The organism is Sulfurisoma sediminicola, from assembly GCF_003865015.1.
Taxonomy (GTDB): Bacteria; Pseudomonadota; Gammaproteobacteria; order Burkholderiales; family Rhodocyclaceae; genus Sulfurisoma; species Sulfurisoma sediminicola.
Map to the genome: position 1 here is coordinate 505,315 of NZ_BHVV01000001.1, position 15,918 is coordinate 521,232.

General features: G+C 65.5%; 14 protein-coding genes. 5 read left to right on the forward strand and 9 right to left on the reverse strand.

Annotated elements, in window-relative coordinates:
• The first annotated feature begins 121 nt into the window (after positions 1–121).
• Positions 122–2,494: a penicillin-binding protein 1A gene (locus tag EJE94_RS02380; protein ID WP_121240556.1), complete on the forward strand. Its 2,373-nt coding sequence runs from the start codon at positions 122–124 to the stop codon at positions 2,492–2,494.
• On the opposite strand, the gene cyaY is transcribed toward EJE94_RS02380, so the two are convergent.
• Positions 2,487–2,813, reverse strand: coding sequence for an iron donor protein CyaY (gene cyaY / locus EJE94_RS02385; RefSeq protein ID WP_121239881.1), 327 nt, complete (start codon positions 2,811–2,813; stop codon positions 2,487–2,489). The genes EJE94_RS02380 and cyaY overlap by 8 nt on opposite strands.
• Before the next feature lie 58 nt (positions 2,814–2,871).
• On the opposite strand from cyaY, the gene lptM reads away from it, so the two are divergent.
• The 4 genes from lptM to EJE94_RS02405 are packed head-to-tail and all read left to right on the forward strand — an operon-like array spanning position 2,872 to position 8,457.
• The gene (gene lptM / locus EJE94_RS02390) at positions 2,872–3,012 is read left to right on the forward strand and encodes an LPS translocon maturation chaperone LptM (protein ID WP_121239882.1); all 141 of its coding nucleotides are present in this window, start codon (positions 2,872–2,874) and stop codon (positions 3,010–3,012) included.
• A complete protein-coding gene (gene lysA, locus EJE94_RS02395; RefSeq protein WP_121239883.1) occupies positions 3,009–4,262 on the forward strand; it encodes a diaminopimelate decarboxylase in 1,254 nt (417 codons plus the stop codon). The genes lptM and lysA overlap by 4 nt, the downstream gene beginning before the upstream one ends.
• 2 nt (positions 4,263–4,264) lie before the next feature.
• Positions 4,265–5,416, forward strand: coding sequence for an efflux RND transporter periplasmic adaptor subunit (locus EJE94_RS02400; protein ID WP_121239884.1), 1,152 nt, complete (start codon positions 4,265–4,267; stop codon positions 5,414–5,416).
• On the forward strand, positions 5,413–8,457 hold the full coding sequence (locus tag EJE94_RS02405) for an efflux RND transporter permease subunit (RefSeq protein ID WP_121239885.1): 3,045 nt from the start codon (positions 5,413–5,415) through the stop codon (positions 8,455–8,457). Before EJE94_RS02400 ends, EJE94_RS02405 begins: the two co-directional genes overlap by 4 nt.
• A 9-nt stretch (positions 8,458–8,466) precedes the next feature.
• Here EJE94_RS02405 and EJE94_RS02410 read toward each other — a convergent pair whose 3' ends face one another.
• The 8 genes from EJE94_RS02410 to EJE94_RS02445 all read right to left on the reverse strand — a co-directional run bounded on the left by EJE94_RS02410 (position 8,467) and on the right by EJE94_RS02445 (position 15,912).
• Positions 8,467–9,162, reverse strand: a complete 696-nt coding sequence (locus EJE94_RS02410; RefSeq protein WP_121239886.1) for an outer membrane beta-barrel protein — start codon at positions 9,160–9,162, stop codon at positions 8,467–8,469.
• 118 nt (positions 9,163–9,280) lie between these two features.
• Positions 9,281–9,703 (reverse strand): copper chaperone PCu(A)C, encoded by a 423-nt coding sequence (locus EJE94_RS02415; protein ID WP_121239887.1) that lies wholly within the window; start codon positions 9,701–9,703, stop codon positions 9,281–9,283.
• The gene (gene hslU / locus EJE94_RS02420; RefSeq protein WP_243642502.1) at positions 9,703–11,037 is read right to left on the reverse strand and encodes an ATP-dependent protease ATPase subunit HslU; all 1,335 of its coding nucleotides are present in this window, start codon (positions 11,035–11,037) and stop codon (positions 9,703–9,705) included. The genes EJE94_RS02415 and hslU overlap by 1 nt, the downstream gene beginning before the upstream one ends.
• 79 nt (positions 11,038–11,116) lie before the next feature.
• The gene (gene hslV / locus EJE94_RS02425; protein ID WP_121239888.1) at positions 11,117–11,650 is read right to left on the reverse strand and encodes an ATP-dependent protease subunit HslV; all 534 of its coding nucleotides are present in this window, start codon (positions 11,648–11,650) and stop codon (positions 11,117–11,119) included.
• Positions 11,651–11,681: 31 nt separating this feature from the next.
• Complete coding sequence (locus EJE94_RS02430) at positions 11,682–12,758, reverse strand: STAS domain-containing protein (RefSeq protein ID WP_121239889.1); 1,077 nt, start codon at positions 12,756–12,758, stop codon at positions 11,682–11,684.
• 100 nt (positions 12,759–12,858) lie between these two features.
• A complete protein-coding gene (locus tag EJE94_RS02435) occupies positions 12,859–13,620 on the reverse strand; it encodes a metal ABC transporter permease (protein ID WP_121239890.1) in 762 nt (253 codons plus the stop codon).
• On the reverse strand, positions 13,617–14,504 hold the full coding sequence (locus EJE94_RS02440) for a metal ABC transporter substrate-binding protein (RefSeq protein WP_243642503.1): 888 nt from the start codon (positions 14,502–14,504) through the stop codon (positions 13,617–13,619). Before EJE94_RS02440 ends, EJE94_RS02435 begins: the two co-directional genes overlap by 4 nt.
• Position 14,505: 1 nt before the next feature.
• The gene (locus tag EJE94_RS02445) at positions 14,506–15,912 is read right to left on the reverse strand and encodes a TonB-dependent receptor (RefSeq protein WP_121239891.1); all 1,407 of its coding nucleotides are present in this window, start codon (positions 15,910–15,912) and stop codon (positions 14,506–14,508) included.
• Positions 15,913–15,918: the final 6 nt, after the last annotated feature.

The following is a 15,918-nucleotide window of genomic DNA, read 5'->3' on the forward strand; positions in this document are numbered from 1 at the left end:
AGCAACTATATCGGCTGTAAAGATAAATTTTTGAGGAATCTTTCTCGGGACCGCTCCCAAGGGCACGGCTATAATCTGGCGCCCTCATGAAGCTCCCCCCCAGTTCTCGGAACTCCCGCCCATGCCCGCCCCGCTGCGCGGGGTACTGTACCTGCTGCTCATGCTGCTGGGCCTGGTCTTCATCACGCTGTCCCTGGCGGGCATCATCCTAATCCTCGCCTATCCACAGTTGCCGTCCCTTGAGGTACTGACCGACTACCGCCCCCGCATCCCCTTGCGGGTCTTCACCGCCGACGGCCACATGATCGGCGAATTCGGCGAGGAGCGGCGCACCTTCGTGCGCATTCAGGACGTTCCCGCCGTCATGAAACAGGCCATTCTCGCGGCCGAAGACGAGCGCTTCTACCACCATCCCGGGATCGATACCATCGGCATCCTGCGCGCAGCGTATTCCAATTTCGTCAGCGGCGGCAAGCGGCAGGGAGCTTCGACCATCACGATGCAGGTAGCGCGCAACTTCTTCCTTTCGACCGAAAAGACCCTGACCCGCAAACTCTACGAGGCTTTGCTTGCCTTCAAGATCGAGAATAACCTGACAAAGGACGAGATACTCGAGCTTTATGTCAATCAGATTTACCTCGGCCAGCGCGCCTACGGCTTCTCCGCCGCAGCGCAGATCTACTTCGGCAAGCCGCTGGCTAACCTGAGCACTGCCGAGGCGGCAATGCTCGCCGGGCTGCCCAAGGCCCCCTCGTCCTTCAATCCGGTCGCCAACCCGAAACGCGCCCGACTGCGTCAGCTTTATGTACTGCGACGCATGCACGATCTGGACTATCTAGGCGATGCCGCCTGGAAAGCGGCGCAGCAGGAGCCGCTGCAGGTCAAGCGCGACATAAACGACTTCGGCGTGCGCGCCGACTATGTCGCGGAAATGGCCCGGCAGATGGTCGTGGAGCGCTTCCCCGAGCAAGCCTACACGCATGGCCTGCGCGTCATCACGACCATCACCAAGGCGGACCAACTGGCGGCTTACGCAGCACTGCGCCGCGGCGTCATGGACTACGATCGCCGCCATGGCTACCGCGGTGCCGAGGCCTACGTCGATATGACGGGAATACGCTCCGACCAGGACGAGGAGATCGAGGACCTGCTGCAAGAGTTCGAGGATGCCGACGATCTCAGGCCCGCCTTGGTGCTCTCCGCCAACGCAAGGGAGGTCCAGGCCTACCTGCGTGGTGGCGAGGTGGTCACGATATCCGGAGACGGACTCAAGTTCGCCGCGCGCATGATCGACGACAAGGCACCGGCCAACAAGCGGCTGCGACGCGGCGCGATCATTCGCATCGGCAAGGATCCGGCAGGCAAGGCGGGGGTCTGGCAGATACTGCAACTGCCCGAGGTCGAAGCCGCCTTCGTCGCGGCAAGCCCGATCGACGGCGCGATTCGGGCCCTGGTCGGCGGCTTCGACTTCAGCCGCAACAAGTTCAACCACGTTACCCAGGCCTGGCGGCAACCCGGCTCGAGCTTCAAGCCCTTCATCTACTCGGCCGCGCTGGAAAAGGGCTATACGCCGGCCTCGGTGATCGCCGACGAGCCGATCTCGATTTCCGCCGAAGAGACCGGTTCCCAGGCCTGGGAACCGAAGAACTACGACGGCAAGTACGAGGGCCCGATGTCGCTGCGCACGGGGCTCGCCAAATCCAAGAACATGGTTTCGATCCGCCTGCTGCGCTCGATCGGGACCCACTACGCCCAGGACTACGCCGCGCGTTTCGGCTTCGACCCCGACAAGCACCCGCCCTACCTGACCATGGCGCTCGGCGCCGGCTCGGTCACGCCGTGGCAGCAACTGACCGGCTACGCCATCTTCGCCAACGGCGGCTACAAAATTGAGCCCTACATCGTCAAGCAGATCCTCGACGACCACGGCAATGTCCTCGCCGCAGCGCAGCCGGCGGTCGCGGGCGACGAGAACCTGCGCGTAATCGACGGCCGCAATGCCTATCTGATGGACAGCATGATGCACGACGTGGTTCGTCGCGGCACCGCGACACGCGCCGCGACGGCGCTCAAGCGTTCTGATCTCGCCGGCAAGACGGGAACCACCAATGACTACGTCGACGCCTGGTTCTGCGGCTACCAGCCGACCGTCGTCGGCATCGCCTGGATCGGTTTCGATCAGCCCAAGCGCCTCGGTAATGGCGAAACCGGCGGCGCCGCCGCGCTGCCGATGTGGATCGGCTACATGGAAAAAGCCCTGACCGGCGTGCCGGAGTCCTTCATGGAGCAGCCCGAAGGCCTGACCCAGGTCACCGCCCATGACCCCGGCGGCAAGGGCACGGGCAAGGAACTCGTCTACAAGGAAACGATCCCGGAACCGCCGGAGAACGAATTCATCCCGCCGACGCCGGCACCACTGTCGCCCCCTTCACCGACCGCCGTGGCCCCGGTGCAGGATGCGAAGCCGAAGCCGGCAGAGAAGAAGCCTAACTGAGCCGGACGACCTCCCCGGACTGCTCGCTCATGCAGCGCGCTATTGCGGCAAGCAGTTCCTCGCCGTCACGGGTCGCCGCCCAGATGCCTCCCGCTGCGGCCGGTGGCCTGAAATGGAAACCGCCAGATTTCGCCGCCACCCAGATTTCGCGGGCGGCCGTATGGCGGTTGATGACGATCTTGCTGCCGTCGTCGAACTCGAGCTCGAGCACACCGCCCGGCTTGGTTTCGAAATCGAAGTCGATATCGCATGACTCCAGGGCCGCCTCGATGCGTGCCAGCATCGCGTCCGCCAGGGCATTGAATTCGCGCTCTTCCACACTGCCTCCATGCTAGGATTTCCGCCTTTTCTACGTCGTCGTGCACCGTCAAACCGCCATGCGCACAATCATGTTTCTTCTGGGCAGCGCCATGCTGCTCGCCGCCTGCGGCAGCAAGGGGCCACTTTACCTGCCGCCGCCACCGGCGCAGCAGGCACCCGCGGCCGATAATAGCACCGCCCCGGGAGCCGCCCGATGAGCCTCGTTCGTCGGGACACTGCCGGCCAGTTGCATGTCGAAGAGGCCAGCCTCGCCGAGATCGCTCGGCAGTTCGGCACCCCCTGCTACGTCTATTCGCGCGCGGCGCTGACCGCCGCCTACGATGGCTACCGCGCCGCTCTGGCAGGGCGCGATGCCCTGATCTGCTACGCCGTCAAGGCCAACTCCAACCTGGCGATCCTCAACGTCTTCGCCCGCCTCGGTGCCGGTTTCGACATTGTTTCAGGCGGAGAACTCGCCCGCGTAATCAAAGCCGGCGGCGATCCGGCGAAGGTGGTGTTCTCGGGTGTCGGCAAGTCGCGTCACGAAATGCGCGCCGCGCTCGAAGCCGGCATCCTCTGCTTCAACGTCGAGTCGGCGTCCGAACTGGAAACCTTGAACGAGATCGCCGGCAGCCTCGGCAAGCGCGCACCGGTCTCGCTGCGGGTCAACCCGAACGTCGATCCCAAGACCCACCCCTACATCTCCACCGGCCTCAAGACCGCCAAGTTCGGCATTCCCTTCGCGGAGGCGCTGCCGCTCTACCGTCGCGCCCGCGAACTGCCGCACCTCGCCGTCCACGGCATCGACTGCCACATCGGCTCGCAACTGCTCGACCCCGCGCCCGCCGCCGAAGCCGCCGCCAAGATCCTCGGCCTGGTAGACGCGCTCGCCGCCGAGGGCATCGCGCTGTCGCACATCGACGTCGGCGGCGGCATGGGCATTCGCTATCGTGACGAGGCCGCCCCCGCGGCCACCGATTACCTCGCGCCGCTGTTGAAGGTCCTCACCGGACGCACGGAAAGGCTGCTGTTCGAACCGGGCCGCTCGCTGGTCGGCAACGCCGGCCTGCTGCTGACGCGTGTCGAGGTGCTGAAGCATGGCGAAGAGAAGAATTTCGCCGTCGTCGATGCCGCGATGAACGACCTCGCGCGACCGGCGCTGTACGACGCCTGGCATGACATGGTGAAAGTCGGTGCCGGCAGTACGGCAAACGGACAGAAGCGCTACGAGATCGTCGGCCCGATCTGCGAATCGGGCGACTTTCTCGGCCACGACCGCGATCTTGACCTGGCGGAAGGCGACCTGCTGGCCATTCTCTCGGCCGGTGCCTACGGCATGGCGATGAGCTCGAACTACAACACCCGGCCCCGCGCCGCGGAGGTGCTGGTCGACGGCGCCACAGCGCATTTGGTGCGGCGACGCGAGGAAGTCGCTCAGCTTTTCGCACTCGAGGCGGTCCTGCCGTGACGATGTTCCGAATTCTTTCCCTGGCGCTCTGCTCCGCGCTGCTGTTGTCCGCCTGCAGCAAGCAGGTCGAAGAAAAGAAATCCGGGCCGCCGCCAACGCTGATCACCGTGACGCAAGTGAAGAGCGGCGCCTTCGAGGTGACCGAGGACACCCTGGGCACGCTTGAGGCCGTCAACGACCCGAAGATCGCCGCCGAGGTCGCCGGCAGGGTGGCTAGGCTGCTGGCCTTCGCCGGCAAGCCGGTAAAGCAGGGCGAGGCTTTGGCGGTCATCGACGCGACCGACCTCATGCTCGCCAGCCAGTCCGAGCAGGCCGAGGTCAAGCGGCTCGAGGCCCTGCTGGCACAGCAGGACCGCCTGGTCGAACGGCAGCAGAATCTCGCGGGCAAGGGCTTCATCTCGCAGAACGCGGCCGACGACACCGGAGCGCAGCGTACCGCGATCGCCGAGCAGCTGAGCGCGGCGCGTGCGCGCGCGGGCATCGGCAAGCGCTCGGTCAACAAGACCACGGTCGTGGCCCCGCAAGATGGCGTGATCGAAAACCAGCTGATCGCGGCCGGCGACTACGTCAAGGTCGGCGACCCGCTGTTCCAGTTCGTCTCGAACCAGCGCCTGCGCGCCCATCTGCCCTTCCCCGAGAGCGCGGCGCCGCGCCTTTCGCGCGGCCAGGCGGTCAGGCTCACCTCGCCGCTGGCGCCCGGCAAGGTCTTCGCGGCCAAGATTGCCGATATCCGTCCCTCGATCGCCGAGTCGAGCCGCGCTCTCGACGTGATCGTCGAACTGGAGAACGACGGAACGCTGAAGTCCGGCGGCACCATAAATGCGTCGGTACAAATCGCTGCCAAGGAAGCCGCACTGGTCGTGCCCGAGCAGAGCGTGGTGCTGCGTCCCGTCGGCAAGGTCGTCTATGCCGTCGTGGAAGAGGACGGCAAGAAAAAGGTACAGCAGCGCACGGTCCAGGCCGGCGCCAAGAAGGGCGGCATGATCGAGATCCTCGGCGGTCTCAAGGAAGGCGAAACCGTCGCGGTCGACGGCGCGGGATTCCTGACCAACGGCGCCGCGATCGCCGTCAAGGAACCGCAAAAGGTCGGCGCCGGCGGGACGGCGAAGATGCCGGACGCGCCAAAGCCTGACGCCGCGTCGGGCGCGAAATGACGCTGCCCGAGCTTTCCATCAAACGCCACGTCCTGGCGTGGATGGCGTCGGCCGTGCTGGTGCTGTTCGGCATCATCTCCTTCAACCGCATCGGCATGGACCGCTACCCCTACATCGAGTTTCCGGTGGTGTCGATCACCACCGTGCTCAAGGGCGGCAACCCCGACATCGTCGATTCCTCGGTCACCAACGTCATCGAGACGACGGTAAACTCCGTGCCGGGCATCGAGCACATCCAGTCCACCTCCTCGCCCGGCGTCTCGGTGATCGCCATCACCTTCGCGCTTGAAAAGAAGGTCGACGTCGCCTTCAACGAAGTGCAGTCGAAGGTCAACCAGGCCCTGCGCCGCCTGCCCAAGGACACCGATCCGCCGATCGTTGCCAAGGTCGAGACCAACGCCCAGCCCATCATGTGGCTGGCGCTGCAGGGAGACAGGACGCAGCAGCAGCTGAACCAGTACGCCATCAACGTGCTGAAAAAGCGCCTCGAGACCATCGACGGCGTCGGCGAGGTACGGCTTGGCGGCCGCCGCGACCGCACCATTCGCGTCAACCTGCTGACCGACCGCATGGTGGCCTACGGTGTCACCGCCCAGGACATCAACGCGGCCTTCGCCGCCGAGCATGTGCAAATGGCCGGCGGCTTCGTCGTCGGGCAGAAGACCGAAAGCCTCGTCAAGCTCGATCTCGAGTTTCACAGCCTCGATACCTTGGCCGACATGGTCGTCGGCTACAAGGCAGGCGCGCCGATCCGGCTCAAGGACATCGCCGAGGTGGCCGACGGCCTCACGGACAACCGCCAGCTGGCGCGCTTCAACGGCGAGACCACGGTAGGCCTCGGCATCGTCAAGATCGCCAATACCAATACCGTCGAGATCGTCGAAAAGATCAAGGAAAGGCTGGAGAAGGAACTGCGCCCGCAACTGCCGCCAGGCCTCAACCTGCACGTCGTTTCCAACGACGCGGTGTTCATCCTCGAAATCGTCAATTCGCTCAAGGAGCACCTGATCGAGGGCACCATCCTTGCCGCACTCGTGGTGTGGTTCTTCCTGCGCTCGGTGCGCTCGACGCTGATCATCTCGCTGGCCATCCCGGTCTCCCTGCTCGGCGCCATCGCGGTGATCTACTTCTTCGGCTTCACGCTGAATTCACTGACCATGCTGGCGCTGCTGCTGCTGATCGGCGTGGTGGTGGATGACGCCATCGTCGTGCTCGAGAACATTTTCAGGCACCGGGAGGAAATCGACCCCGACCCGGTGGCCGCTGCTGTCAATGGCAGCAACGAAGTGGTGTTCGCGGTGATCGCCGCCACGGCCGCTCTGGTGTCGATCTTCGCGCCGGTGATCTTCCTCTCCGGCATCATCGGCCAGTTCTTCCGCTCCTTCGCCGTGGTGGTCACCTTCGGCGTGCTGGTCTCGCTGTTCGTCTCGCTGACGCTGACGCCCATGCTCTGCTCGCGCTATTTGACGGTGGAGAAGAACCACGGTCGCATCTACCACCTGTTCGACCGCCTCTTCGCGAGGCTCGACTGGATCTACGTGCACACGCTGGAGTGGGCACTGACCCACCGCTGGAAGGTGGTGGCGCTCACCGCCGCCATCGTCGCATCGAGCGCCTTCTTCTTTATCAACATCGGCAAGGCCTTCGCCCCCGAGCAGGACGAGGGCCGCTTCCTCGTCTTCCTGCGGGCACCCCTGGGGTCCGGCATCGACTACACCGACGGCAAGCTCAGGGAGGTCGAGGCCCTGCTCAAGGCCCACAAGGAAATCCATACCGAGTTCGCCATCATCGGCCTCGGCAGCGCCGGCCAGGTGAACCAGGGCACGGTGGTAGTGCGCATGGCGCCGCGCGAGGAGCGCAAGCGCAGCCAGCAGGAGATCCTGGCGATGCTGCGCAAGGATCTGGCAACGGTGGCCGGCGTGCGCGCCTTCGCCGCGCCCTACCCCATCGTGCAGGGCCAGCGTGGCGACCCTCTGCAGTTCGTGCTCAGCGGCGACAACCTGCCGGAAGTCGGCCGCCTGTCGCGCGAATTGCAGGCCAAGCTGTCATCGGACCCCGGCATCGGCCGCATCGACACCGACCTGCAGCTGGACCTGCCGCAACTCGTCTTCCAGCCCGACCGCCTGCGCATCGCGGCCTCCAACCTCAGCACCACGGACGTCGCGCTCGCCATCAACATGCTCACCGGCGGCGTCGACATCGCCAAGTACAACGACGAACCCGGCGACGGCCAGCGCTACGACATCCGCGTCAAGGCCAAGGAGGGCGAGTTCACCCAGCCGTCAGACCTGTCCAAGATCTTCATCCGTTCGCGCGACGGCAAGATGGTGCGCCTCGACTCGGTGGCGAGTTTCAACGAGTCGCTGGGGCCGGCCATCATCGGCCGCTACGACCTGCAATACGCCACCACCTTCTTCGCCAGCCCGACCATGCCGCTCGGTGACGCCGTCGTCAAGGTCAAGGCGGCCAGCGCCGACCTGCCCACCGGCTATCAGGTGAAGCTCATCGGCCAAGCCGAGGAATTCCAGAAGACCATGAAGTACATGGTGTTCACCTTCGCGCTGGCGCTGGTGCTGCTCTACATGGTGTTGGCCAGCCAGTTCAACAGTTTCCTGCAGCCGGCCATCGTCATGCTCGCCCAGCCGCTCGCAATCGTCGGCGGCGTCGCCGCCCTGTGGCTGTTCAACCAGTCGCTGAACATCTACTCGATGATCGGCCTGGTGCTGCTGGTCGGCCTCGTCGCCAAAAACTCCATCCTGCTGGTCGACCTCACCAATCAGCGGCGCGAACAAGGCATGAAGGTGGACGCCGCGCTGCGCAACGCCTGCCCGATCCGCATGCGCCCGGTGCTGATGACCTCCGCGACGGTGATCCTCGCGCTGTTCCCGGCGGCGCTGGGGCTCGGGGCCGGGTCGGAAACCAACCAGCCGCTGTCGATCGCGGTGATCGGCGGCATGATCTCTTCGACCCTGCTGACGCTGGTCGTGGTGCCCTCGGTCTACTCGCTGATCGAGGGCCGGCGCGAGCGCCGCATCGCCTGAATCAGGTCACTAGAACTTGACCGCTGCACCCAGTGTCCAGGCGTCGACCGTCATGCGCAAGGCATCGTTCACGTCTTGGCCCGAGCCGCCGAACTGGTTGTAGTTCTGGTACTCCAGCCGGATGCCGATGTTCGGACTAGGCTTGAATTCTGCGCCAAGGCCGGTCAACAAGTCGGTGCGATGATCAGAGCCGGAAGGCACACTGGCAAATCTGGAAGTGATCTGCATGAAATTGACCTTGGTGCGGTTGGAGGTAGCGCCCACCAGGCCGAAGACATCGAACTGCTTGTTTATCGGCAGCGTACCTTTGATAGCGCCCGACCAGGACACCTGGTCTCCGGTGATCTCGAAACGCGGCAAGCCAGTACTGTTCATGACGTACTCGGCCTTGATTTGACCCAAGTCTGTGTACGCGCCTTCGATAGCCCAGTTCTCGTTGAAGTTATAGCCGGCATAGACCCTCCAGGCTGTGTGGCGAGTATCCGAATTCAACGTTACCAGCCCGGTATAGGGAATTGTGGCGCCCGTAGTGGCATCTACGAAGTAGTAACCATCGTAGTAGTCCCAATTGTCGAGATCGGCGCGCGACTGGCCACCACTGACGCCGATATACCATGGCCCTACGATGGGCTTGCTGGAAACACCCTGCGCATAGGTGAAAGAGCTGGCCACAGCCAGAGTCAGGACCGCGATCGTTTTTTTCATGGAGAAATTCTCCTTTATAAATATGAAAGTACACGATCACGTTAATGTAATTTCTATTTACGGTCAATCCTGATCGAACAGTCCCCGGGCGGCGGCTTGACCGGTGTTGTTTTGACGCTCAGCGCAAGGGGCGTACCTCCGCCTGGATCTGGAGGCTCTCGCGGCCGCCGCCGCTGATCTCGAAGTCGAGACGGATCGGTACGCGCGTACCTTCCTGCAGTTGTTGTTTGAGGTCGTAGAGCATCAGGTGATAGCCGCCCGGCGTCAGCGCGACGGACTTGCCGGCAGGCAGCGGCAGCCGCGGCACGAAGCGCATTTTCATCAGGTCGCCTTCCATGCGCATCTCGTGCAGTTCGACGCTGCCGGCCACGGGGCTGCTTGCGCCGACCAAGGTGGCACCCTGCGCGCTCCTCAACTCCATGTAGGCGCTGCTGACCTTGAGCAGGCGCACGGTCGCGCGGGTCCAGGGCGCAACGACTTCGATATCGGCGGCATGCGCGCATCCCGCCGACAGCGCCAGCAAGACCGCAACGACGCGCATCAAAGCACGTAGCGCGAGAGGTCCTCGTCGCGCGCCAGTTCCCCCAAGCGCGCATCGACATAGTCGGCATCGACCTTCAGCTGGATGCCGCCCTTCGAGCTGGCATCAAAGGAGACTTCCTCGAGCAGCTTTTCCATGACCGTGTAGAGCCGCCGAGCGCCGATGTTCTCGGTCTTCTCGTTGACCTGGAAGGCGATCTCGGCGAGGCGCCGGATACCGTCGTCGCCGAACTCGACCGCCACCTGCTCCGTGCCGAGCAGAGCCTGGTATTGCCGCGTCAGGCAGGCGTCGGTCTGGGTGAGGATGCGCTCGAAGTCCTCGACCGAGAGCGAATCGAGTTCGACCCGGATCGGCAGGCGCCCCTGCAACTCGGGAATCAGGTCCGATGGCTTGGCCAGGTGGAAGGCGCCGCTGCCGATGAACAGGATGTGGTCGGTCTTGATCATGCCGTACTTGGTCGACACCGTCGTGCCTTCGACCAGCGGCAGCAGGTCGCGCTGCACCCCCTGGCGAGAGACGTCGGCGCCGTGCGCCTCTGAGCGTGACGCGATCTTGTCGATCTCGTCGAGGAAGACGATGCCGTTCTGCTCGACGTTCTTCAGCGCCGCGGCCTTGACTTCCTCGTCATTGATCAGCCGCGCGGCTTCCTCGTCCGCGATCGCCTTCAGGGCATCAGCGATGCGCAGCTTGCGCAGCTTGCGCTTGCCGCCGCCCATGTTGTTGAACATGCCCTGGATCTGCTGGGTCAGCTCCTCCATGCCGGGCGGGGCGAAGATTTCCATCGCGGCCGTCGGCGCCGCCACTTCGATCTCGATTTCCTTGTCGTCGAGTTCGCCCTCGCGCAGCTTCTTCCTGAACTTCTGTCGCGTGCCGGAGTCTTCCGTCGCCGTCTCGCTGAAGCCACCTCTAGCCGGCGGCAGCAGCGCATCGAGCACCCGGTCCTCGGCCGCATCCATGGCACGGTCGCGCACCGCCTTCATCGCGGCCTCACGCGCGTCCTTGATCGCGGTTTCCGCCAGATCGCGGATTATGGTGTCGACATCGCGGCCGACATAACCGACCTCGGTGAACTTGGTGGCCTCGACCTTGATGAAGGGTGCATTGGCGAGCCGCGCCAGACGCCGCGCGATCTCGGTCTTGCCCACCCCGGTCGGGCCGATCATCAGGATGTTCTTGGGGGTTATCTCGCTGCGCAGCGGCTCGGCCACCTGGGCGCGGCGCCAGCGGTTGCGCAGGGCGATGGCGACGGCGCGCTTGGCACGGGCCTGGCCGACGATGTGCTTGTCGAGTTCCGAGACGATCTCGGCCGGGGTCATGTGGCTGGTCTGGCTCATTCCATGCCTCCGCAGAACCGCCTCAAGGAGGCAGGCGCCCCCTGGGGGGCAGCGAGCTGTAGTTGCGAGCGTGGGGGGGTCATAGTGTCTCGATGAGGTGATTCTGGTTGGTGTAGATGCAGATGTCACCGGCGATGGCCAGCGACTTCTTCACGACCTCTTCGGGCGCCAGCTCGGTGTTCTCGAGCAGTGCCCGTGCGGCCGACTGGGCGTAGGCGCCGCCGCTGCCGATGGCGACGATGCCATGCTCCGGCTCGAGTACATCGCCGTTGCCGGTGATCACCAGCGAGTTGTCGCGGTCGACCACGGCCAGCATCGCCTCGAGCCGGCGCAGCATGCGGTCGGTGCGCCAGTCCTTGGCAAGCTCGACGGCGGAGCGCAGCAGGTTGCCCTGGTGCTTCTCCAGCTTGGCTTCGAAGCGCTCGAACAGCGTGAAGGCGTCGGCGGTGCCGCCGGCGAAGCCGGCGAGGATCTTGTCGTTGTAGAGGCGCCGGATCTTCTTCGCGCTGGCCTTGATGACGATGTTGCCCAGCGTGACCTGGCCGTCGCCGCCGAGCGCGACGCGGCTGCCGCGGCGAACGGAAAGAATGGTGGTGCCGTGGTACTGCTCCATGGAGGACGCTCCGTCGAAACTCTGGAAGGATTTACAGCTTGCGCGGCTCGATCGTCGCCAGCTTGTCGATGCCCAGTGAGCGCCACAGGGCAGTCAGCAGGCACCCCGGCGTACGGATGCGCACACTCTTTCCGCCGATCGTTATCTCGCCCAGCACCCTGCCGAATTCCTCGGCGCAGGCGACATCCATGCGGGCCAGGCTGCTGGCATCGACGATCACCGGGTCGTGGCTGGCGGCCCACGCCAGCAGCGCGGTGAAGTGCTCACGGTCGCTTCCGGTCAGATGTCCCGTCAAGGCGCAGGCGTCGGCCGACATTTTTGCCGCGGCCGGCGCCGCAGCTGCCGGCGCCGCCACCGGTGCAACCTTGGGCGCTTCCCAGGAGGGGGGCGACATCTCGAATGTCACGGCATAACCGACGGCGGCCTCCTCGAAGGCATCCTGGCGGTTGAGGTTCTGGTAGAGCTCGAGCAGCAGCAGCCAGGTCGATTCATGGCCGCGCTCGCCCATCACTGTTTTTGGCGCCAATGCCGCCGCCATCTGCTCACCACCGACCAGCACGCACGATTTCTTGAGTTGCTTGAAGACTCGCAGGGTCTCGAGCAGCGCATTGCAGCCGGTATCGTCGGCATCGGCCACCTTGGCGAGGTCGAGCCGGACCCCCGGCACCTTGGCCGCCATCTCGCGCAGCTTGACCAGTGGCTGCACCGCATTCGCGCCAAGCACGCCCGACAGCGTCACCGTGGCGACGCCATCCTTGCCCACCGCCGGCGCACCGTCGGCGACGGGCCAGGTCGGCGGTGATTTCTCGAACTTGCCGGCGAAGCCGATCGCCAGCGACTCGAAGGGCTTGCGCCGACCGAGGGCGACGTAGAGGTCGAAAAGCATGCCCCAGGCCAGTTCCTTGGTGTCGCCGAAGTCTTCCTGGTGCAAGACGCTCTGGAGCAGGTCGCACGCTTGCGCCGCCTGTCCTTCCGCAAAAAGACGCGCAACCTCCTCGACGCGTGGCGGCACGCTGCTGCACACCGTCGACTTCGGCTCCTCCACCACCGGAATTGCGCCCGGCGTGGTGAAGTCGAGGTCCATCATGTCGTCGTCTGGATCGGCCATCGGAAAAATGCGATAAGCAACACCGCTGCCCGCGGCGGCGGATGAATGGGCGTTTCTAGCATAAGCGCCCCCCCGGCGCAATCGAGCTCCGGTCGCAAATTCACTCGGCCGGCTGCCGCGTTGCGAGCAGCGCCAGCACGGCCAGCAACCCGAGCGCGCAGACGACGGCGGCTCCAGCCGGGAGGTCGGCGAGAAGGGAGCACAACAGTCCGCCGGCGTAGCCGAGGCCACCCAGCACCCATGCCGCTACCAGGCCGCGACGCAGGGCATGGCTCGCCACGGCAGGGGCGATGAGGCTGGCGAAGACGAGGAAGACGCCGACCAGCTGTACCGAGGCCGTCACCGCCAGCGCGAACACCAGGTAAAAGCCTGCGCGGCCGAGGCGTTCGCGCAAGCCGAACCAGGCGGCCAGCAGCAGCCCGTAGAAAGCCGCCAGCGGCGGCAGCCGATCCCAACCGACCCAGAGGATCTGCCCGCCCAGGAGGTCGCGCAGATGCTCGCCGCCGTGGGGGTTGTCCGCAAGCAACAGGATTCCGGCGGAAGCCGCCACCACGAACAGCAGGCCGATCAGCGCCTCCTGCAACTGCGGCCAGCGCTTCTCGCACCAGGTCAGCAGCAGCGCACCGAGCACCGCCGCGACGGCGGCGGCGAGCTGCGCGCCCAGGCCGTGTGCGACATCGGGTGCATCCCAGCCGAGCAGGTGCGCGACCAGCATGCCCAGTGCCGCCATCTGCGCCACGGCGAGGTCGAGGAAGATGATGCCGCGCCGCAGCACTTCGATGCCCAGCGGCACGTGGGTCGCCAGCACCAGGAGGCCGGCGGCCATGGGCGCGGCGAGCAGGCCGAGATCGCCGGCAATCATTTGAGCCCCTGCAGCAAACGTGCGACGGTATCGTCGAACAGCGTCGTCAGGTCGCGCGCCGCCTCGTCGCCGCCGACGGTGAAGGGAAGGATCACCAGGGGTACCTTCGCCTCGCCCGCGAACCATTCGGCGGCCCGTGGCGCCTCGTAGGCCGCACGCAGCACCAGCCGCGGCGGCTGTTTCCGGACCCGTTGCAGCAACTCGCCGAGCTGGCCGGCCGAGGCCTCGACGCCGGGGCGCGGCTCCAGCGTCGCCACCTCGCGCAGACCAAGCCAGTGCAGGAGGTAGGTCAAGGACTTGTGCTGCACGACGACAGGCTGGCCCTTGAGCGGCGCCGCCGCCTTCTCCCAGCGCGCCAGATTCGCCTGCCAGCGCTGGGCGAAGGCCTTGAGGCCGTCCCGGAAGGCTGCGGCGTTGGCGGCATCGAGCTCGGCCATGCGTGACGCCAGCGCCTCGGCGACCTTGAGGATGTTGCGCGGGTCGGTCTGGATATGCGGGTTGCCTTCGGCATGCACGTCGCCGTCGGCGCGATCGAGCCGCGCCGGCACCTCGAGCATGACCACCAGCCTGGCGGCTTCGAAATGACCGGGGCGCCCGGGCTGGATGCGGGCATTGCCCGATTCCCGCAGCACCAGGGGTAACCAGCCGACTTCGAGTTCTGCGCCTGTGGCGACGACCAGGTCGGCACTGCGGGCACGCGCGATCAGCGAGGGCTTGGCCTCGATGCGATGCGGATCCTGCAGGGCATGAGTGGCGGCGAAGACCTTGACCCTGTCGCCGCCGATCTCCTGCGCCAGCGCAGCCCACTCCGGCACCGTGGCGAAGATGTTCAGCGCCGCCAGTGCCGGCGCAGCCAGGACGGCGAGGACTCCGCCGACAAGCAATCTAGAATTTATGCGCACCGTGGGCTCCCATGGACATGATGTACTGCAAGGTGACCTGATTGTCGGTGACGTCGGCCATCGCCGTGTCGCGTGCGTACTGCAACCTCAGCCGCGAATACTCCGAAGGACTCCAGTCGAGCATCAGGCTCGAGCGCTTCGGCCGGTAGGTCGAAAACAGCGAACCCGCCGGATCGAGCGCGGCAAAGACGATGGCTTCATCGTAGTGCTTTGTGCCGGGGCTGAGCCAATCGTACCGGGCGCCGACGCGCCAATGCGGCACGAACTGCCAGACGCCCTGCAGGTAGCCGCCGCTCTGCCGGGTCTGGTAATCGCCCAGAGCCAGGACACCCGTTGCGCCGAGACAGGGCGAACCGGCGACGCCTGAGCTGCAGGCCAGCGTGCCGTCCTCGCTGCGGCGGAAGGCCTCGCCCTGGAGCTTGAAGCTGCGGTCCCGTGCATTGCCGTCGGGAGCCCATTTCCAGACGAAATCGGCGATCCAGGCGCGACTGCGTCCGCTGAACTGCGCCTCGACCTGGTTCGGCCCGGCCGGGTCTGTGTCCTGGGCATGGGCGGGCCGATCGGCTGCGCGCGTCGCCAGATAGGAGACGCCGGCCTCCCATGCATGCGAAGTGCCGACGTCGCCGCCGAGCTTGGCGAAGACCGCGCCGGCCCCCGGCCCCGTGCCATTGCGGTCGGTGCCGGGATAGCGGTCGCCGCGGCCGATTTCGGCGCCGAACTGCAGGAACAGCTCGGTCGGCGCCACCCACTTGAGCTGCAGTCCATCCTGCCGGTAGCCCTCGGCGCCGAACAGCGCCTTCGACATCAGCGGCGCGTCGGCGAAGTCCCACTCGTGCGGGTGCTGCACATTGATGTAGCCGATCTCGGAACGGAACCGTCCGCCCTTGAGGGCGAGGCCGTTGCCCAGCCCGAGGGTGGAGAAATGTGCTTCCTCGACGTCGATCTGGTTGTCGACGACGGCGAACCGGGCAGTGCCGCGGAACAGCGGATCAATGCTGGCGGCAAAGCCGAGTTCGGTCTGATCGACCGAGAAGCCGCGCTTCTCGCCACTGTGATCGCCTGCGGCCGGCCAGTAGCCGCTGATGCTGCGCTCGGGGATATCCTGCATCGACTTCGCCTGCCCCTGCAGCGTCAGGGAGATTTCCGGATTGAAACCGCTGGCGCTGCCCGGAGCCGCCGCCGCTGGCGGTATCGCCACAGGCGGCGGCAAGGACACGGCCGCTGGCGCCTCGGCGGCGGCAAGCCGCTTTTCGAGCGCATCGATGCGCCGCTCGTAATCGGCCCTCATGCGCTGCAACTCCTCGCGCAGCGAGCGTATTTCGTTGTCGCTGGCGGTGGCGACCAGGGGAAAGATCGCCAGCATCGCCAGCGCGATGGTCTTCGGTTTCATGCTTGC

Bases quoted from the DNA above. Each gene is read 5' to 3' on its own strand.
- EJE94_RS02400 (WP_121239884.1), top strand. From the start codon at position 4,265: ATGTTCCGAATTCTTTCCCTGGCGCTCTGCTCCGCGCTGCTGTTGTCC.
- EJE94_RS02380 (WP_121240556.1), top strand. From the start codon at position 122: ATGCCCGCCCCGCTGCGCGGGGTACTGTACCTGCTGCTCATGCTGCTG.
- lysA (WP_121239883.1), top strand. From the start codon at position 3,009: ATGAGCCTCGTTCGTCGGGACACTGCCGGCCAGTTGCATGTCGAAGAG.
- hslU (WP_243642502.1), bottom strand. From the start codon at position 11,037: ATGAGCCAGACCAGCCACATGACCCCGGCCGAGATCGTCTCGGAACTC.
- EJE94_RS02435 (WP_121239890.1), bottom strand. From the start codon at position 13,620: ATGATTGCCGGCGATCTCGGCCTGCTCGCCGCGCCCATGGCCGCCGGC.
- EJE94_RS02430 (WP_121239889.1), bottom strand. From the start codon at position 12,758: ATGGCCGATCCAGACGACGACATGATGGACCTCGACTTCACCACGCCG.
- EJE94_RS02415 (WP_121239887.1), bottom strand. From the start codon at position 9,703: ATGCGCGTCGTTGCGGTCTTGCTGGCGCTGTCGGCGGGATGCGCGCAT.
- EJE94_RS02445 (WP_121239891.1), bottom strand. From the start codon at position 15,912: ATGAAACCGAAGACCATCGCGCTGGCGATGCTGGCGATCTTTCCCCTG.
- lptM (WP_121239882.1), top strand. From the start codon at position 2,872: ATGCGCACAATCATGTTTCTTCTGGGCAGCGCCATGCTGCTCGCCGCC.
- EJE94_RS02410 (WP_121239886.1), bottom strand. From the start codon at position 9,162: ATGAAAAAAACGATCGCGGTCCTGACTCTGGCTGTGGCCAGCTCTTTC.
- EJE94_RS02405 (WP_121239885.1), top strand. From the start codon at position 5,413: ATGACGCTGCCCGAGCTTTCCATCAAACGCCACGTCCTGGCGTGGATG.
- hslV (WP_121239888.1), bottom strand. From the start codon at position 11,650: ATGGAGCAGTACCACGGCACCACCATTCTTTCCGTTCGCCGCGGCAGC.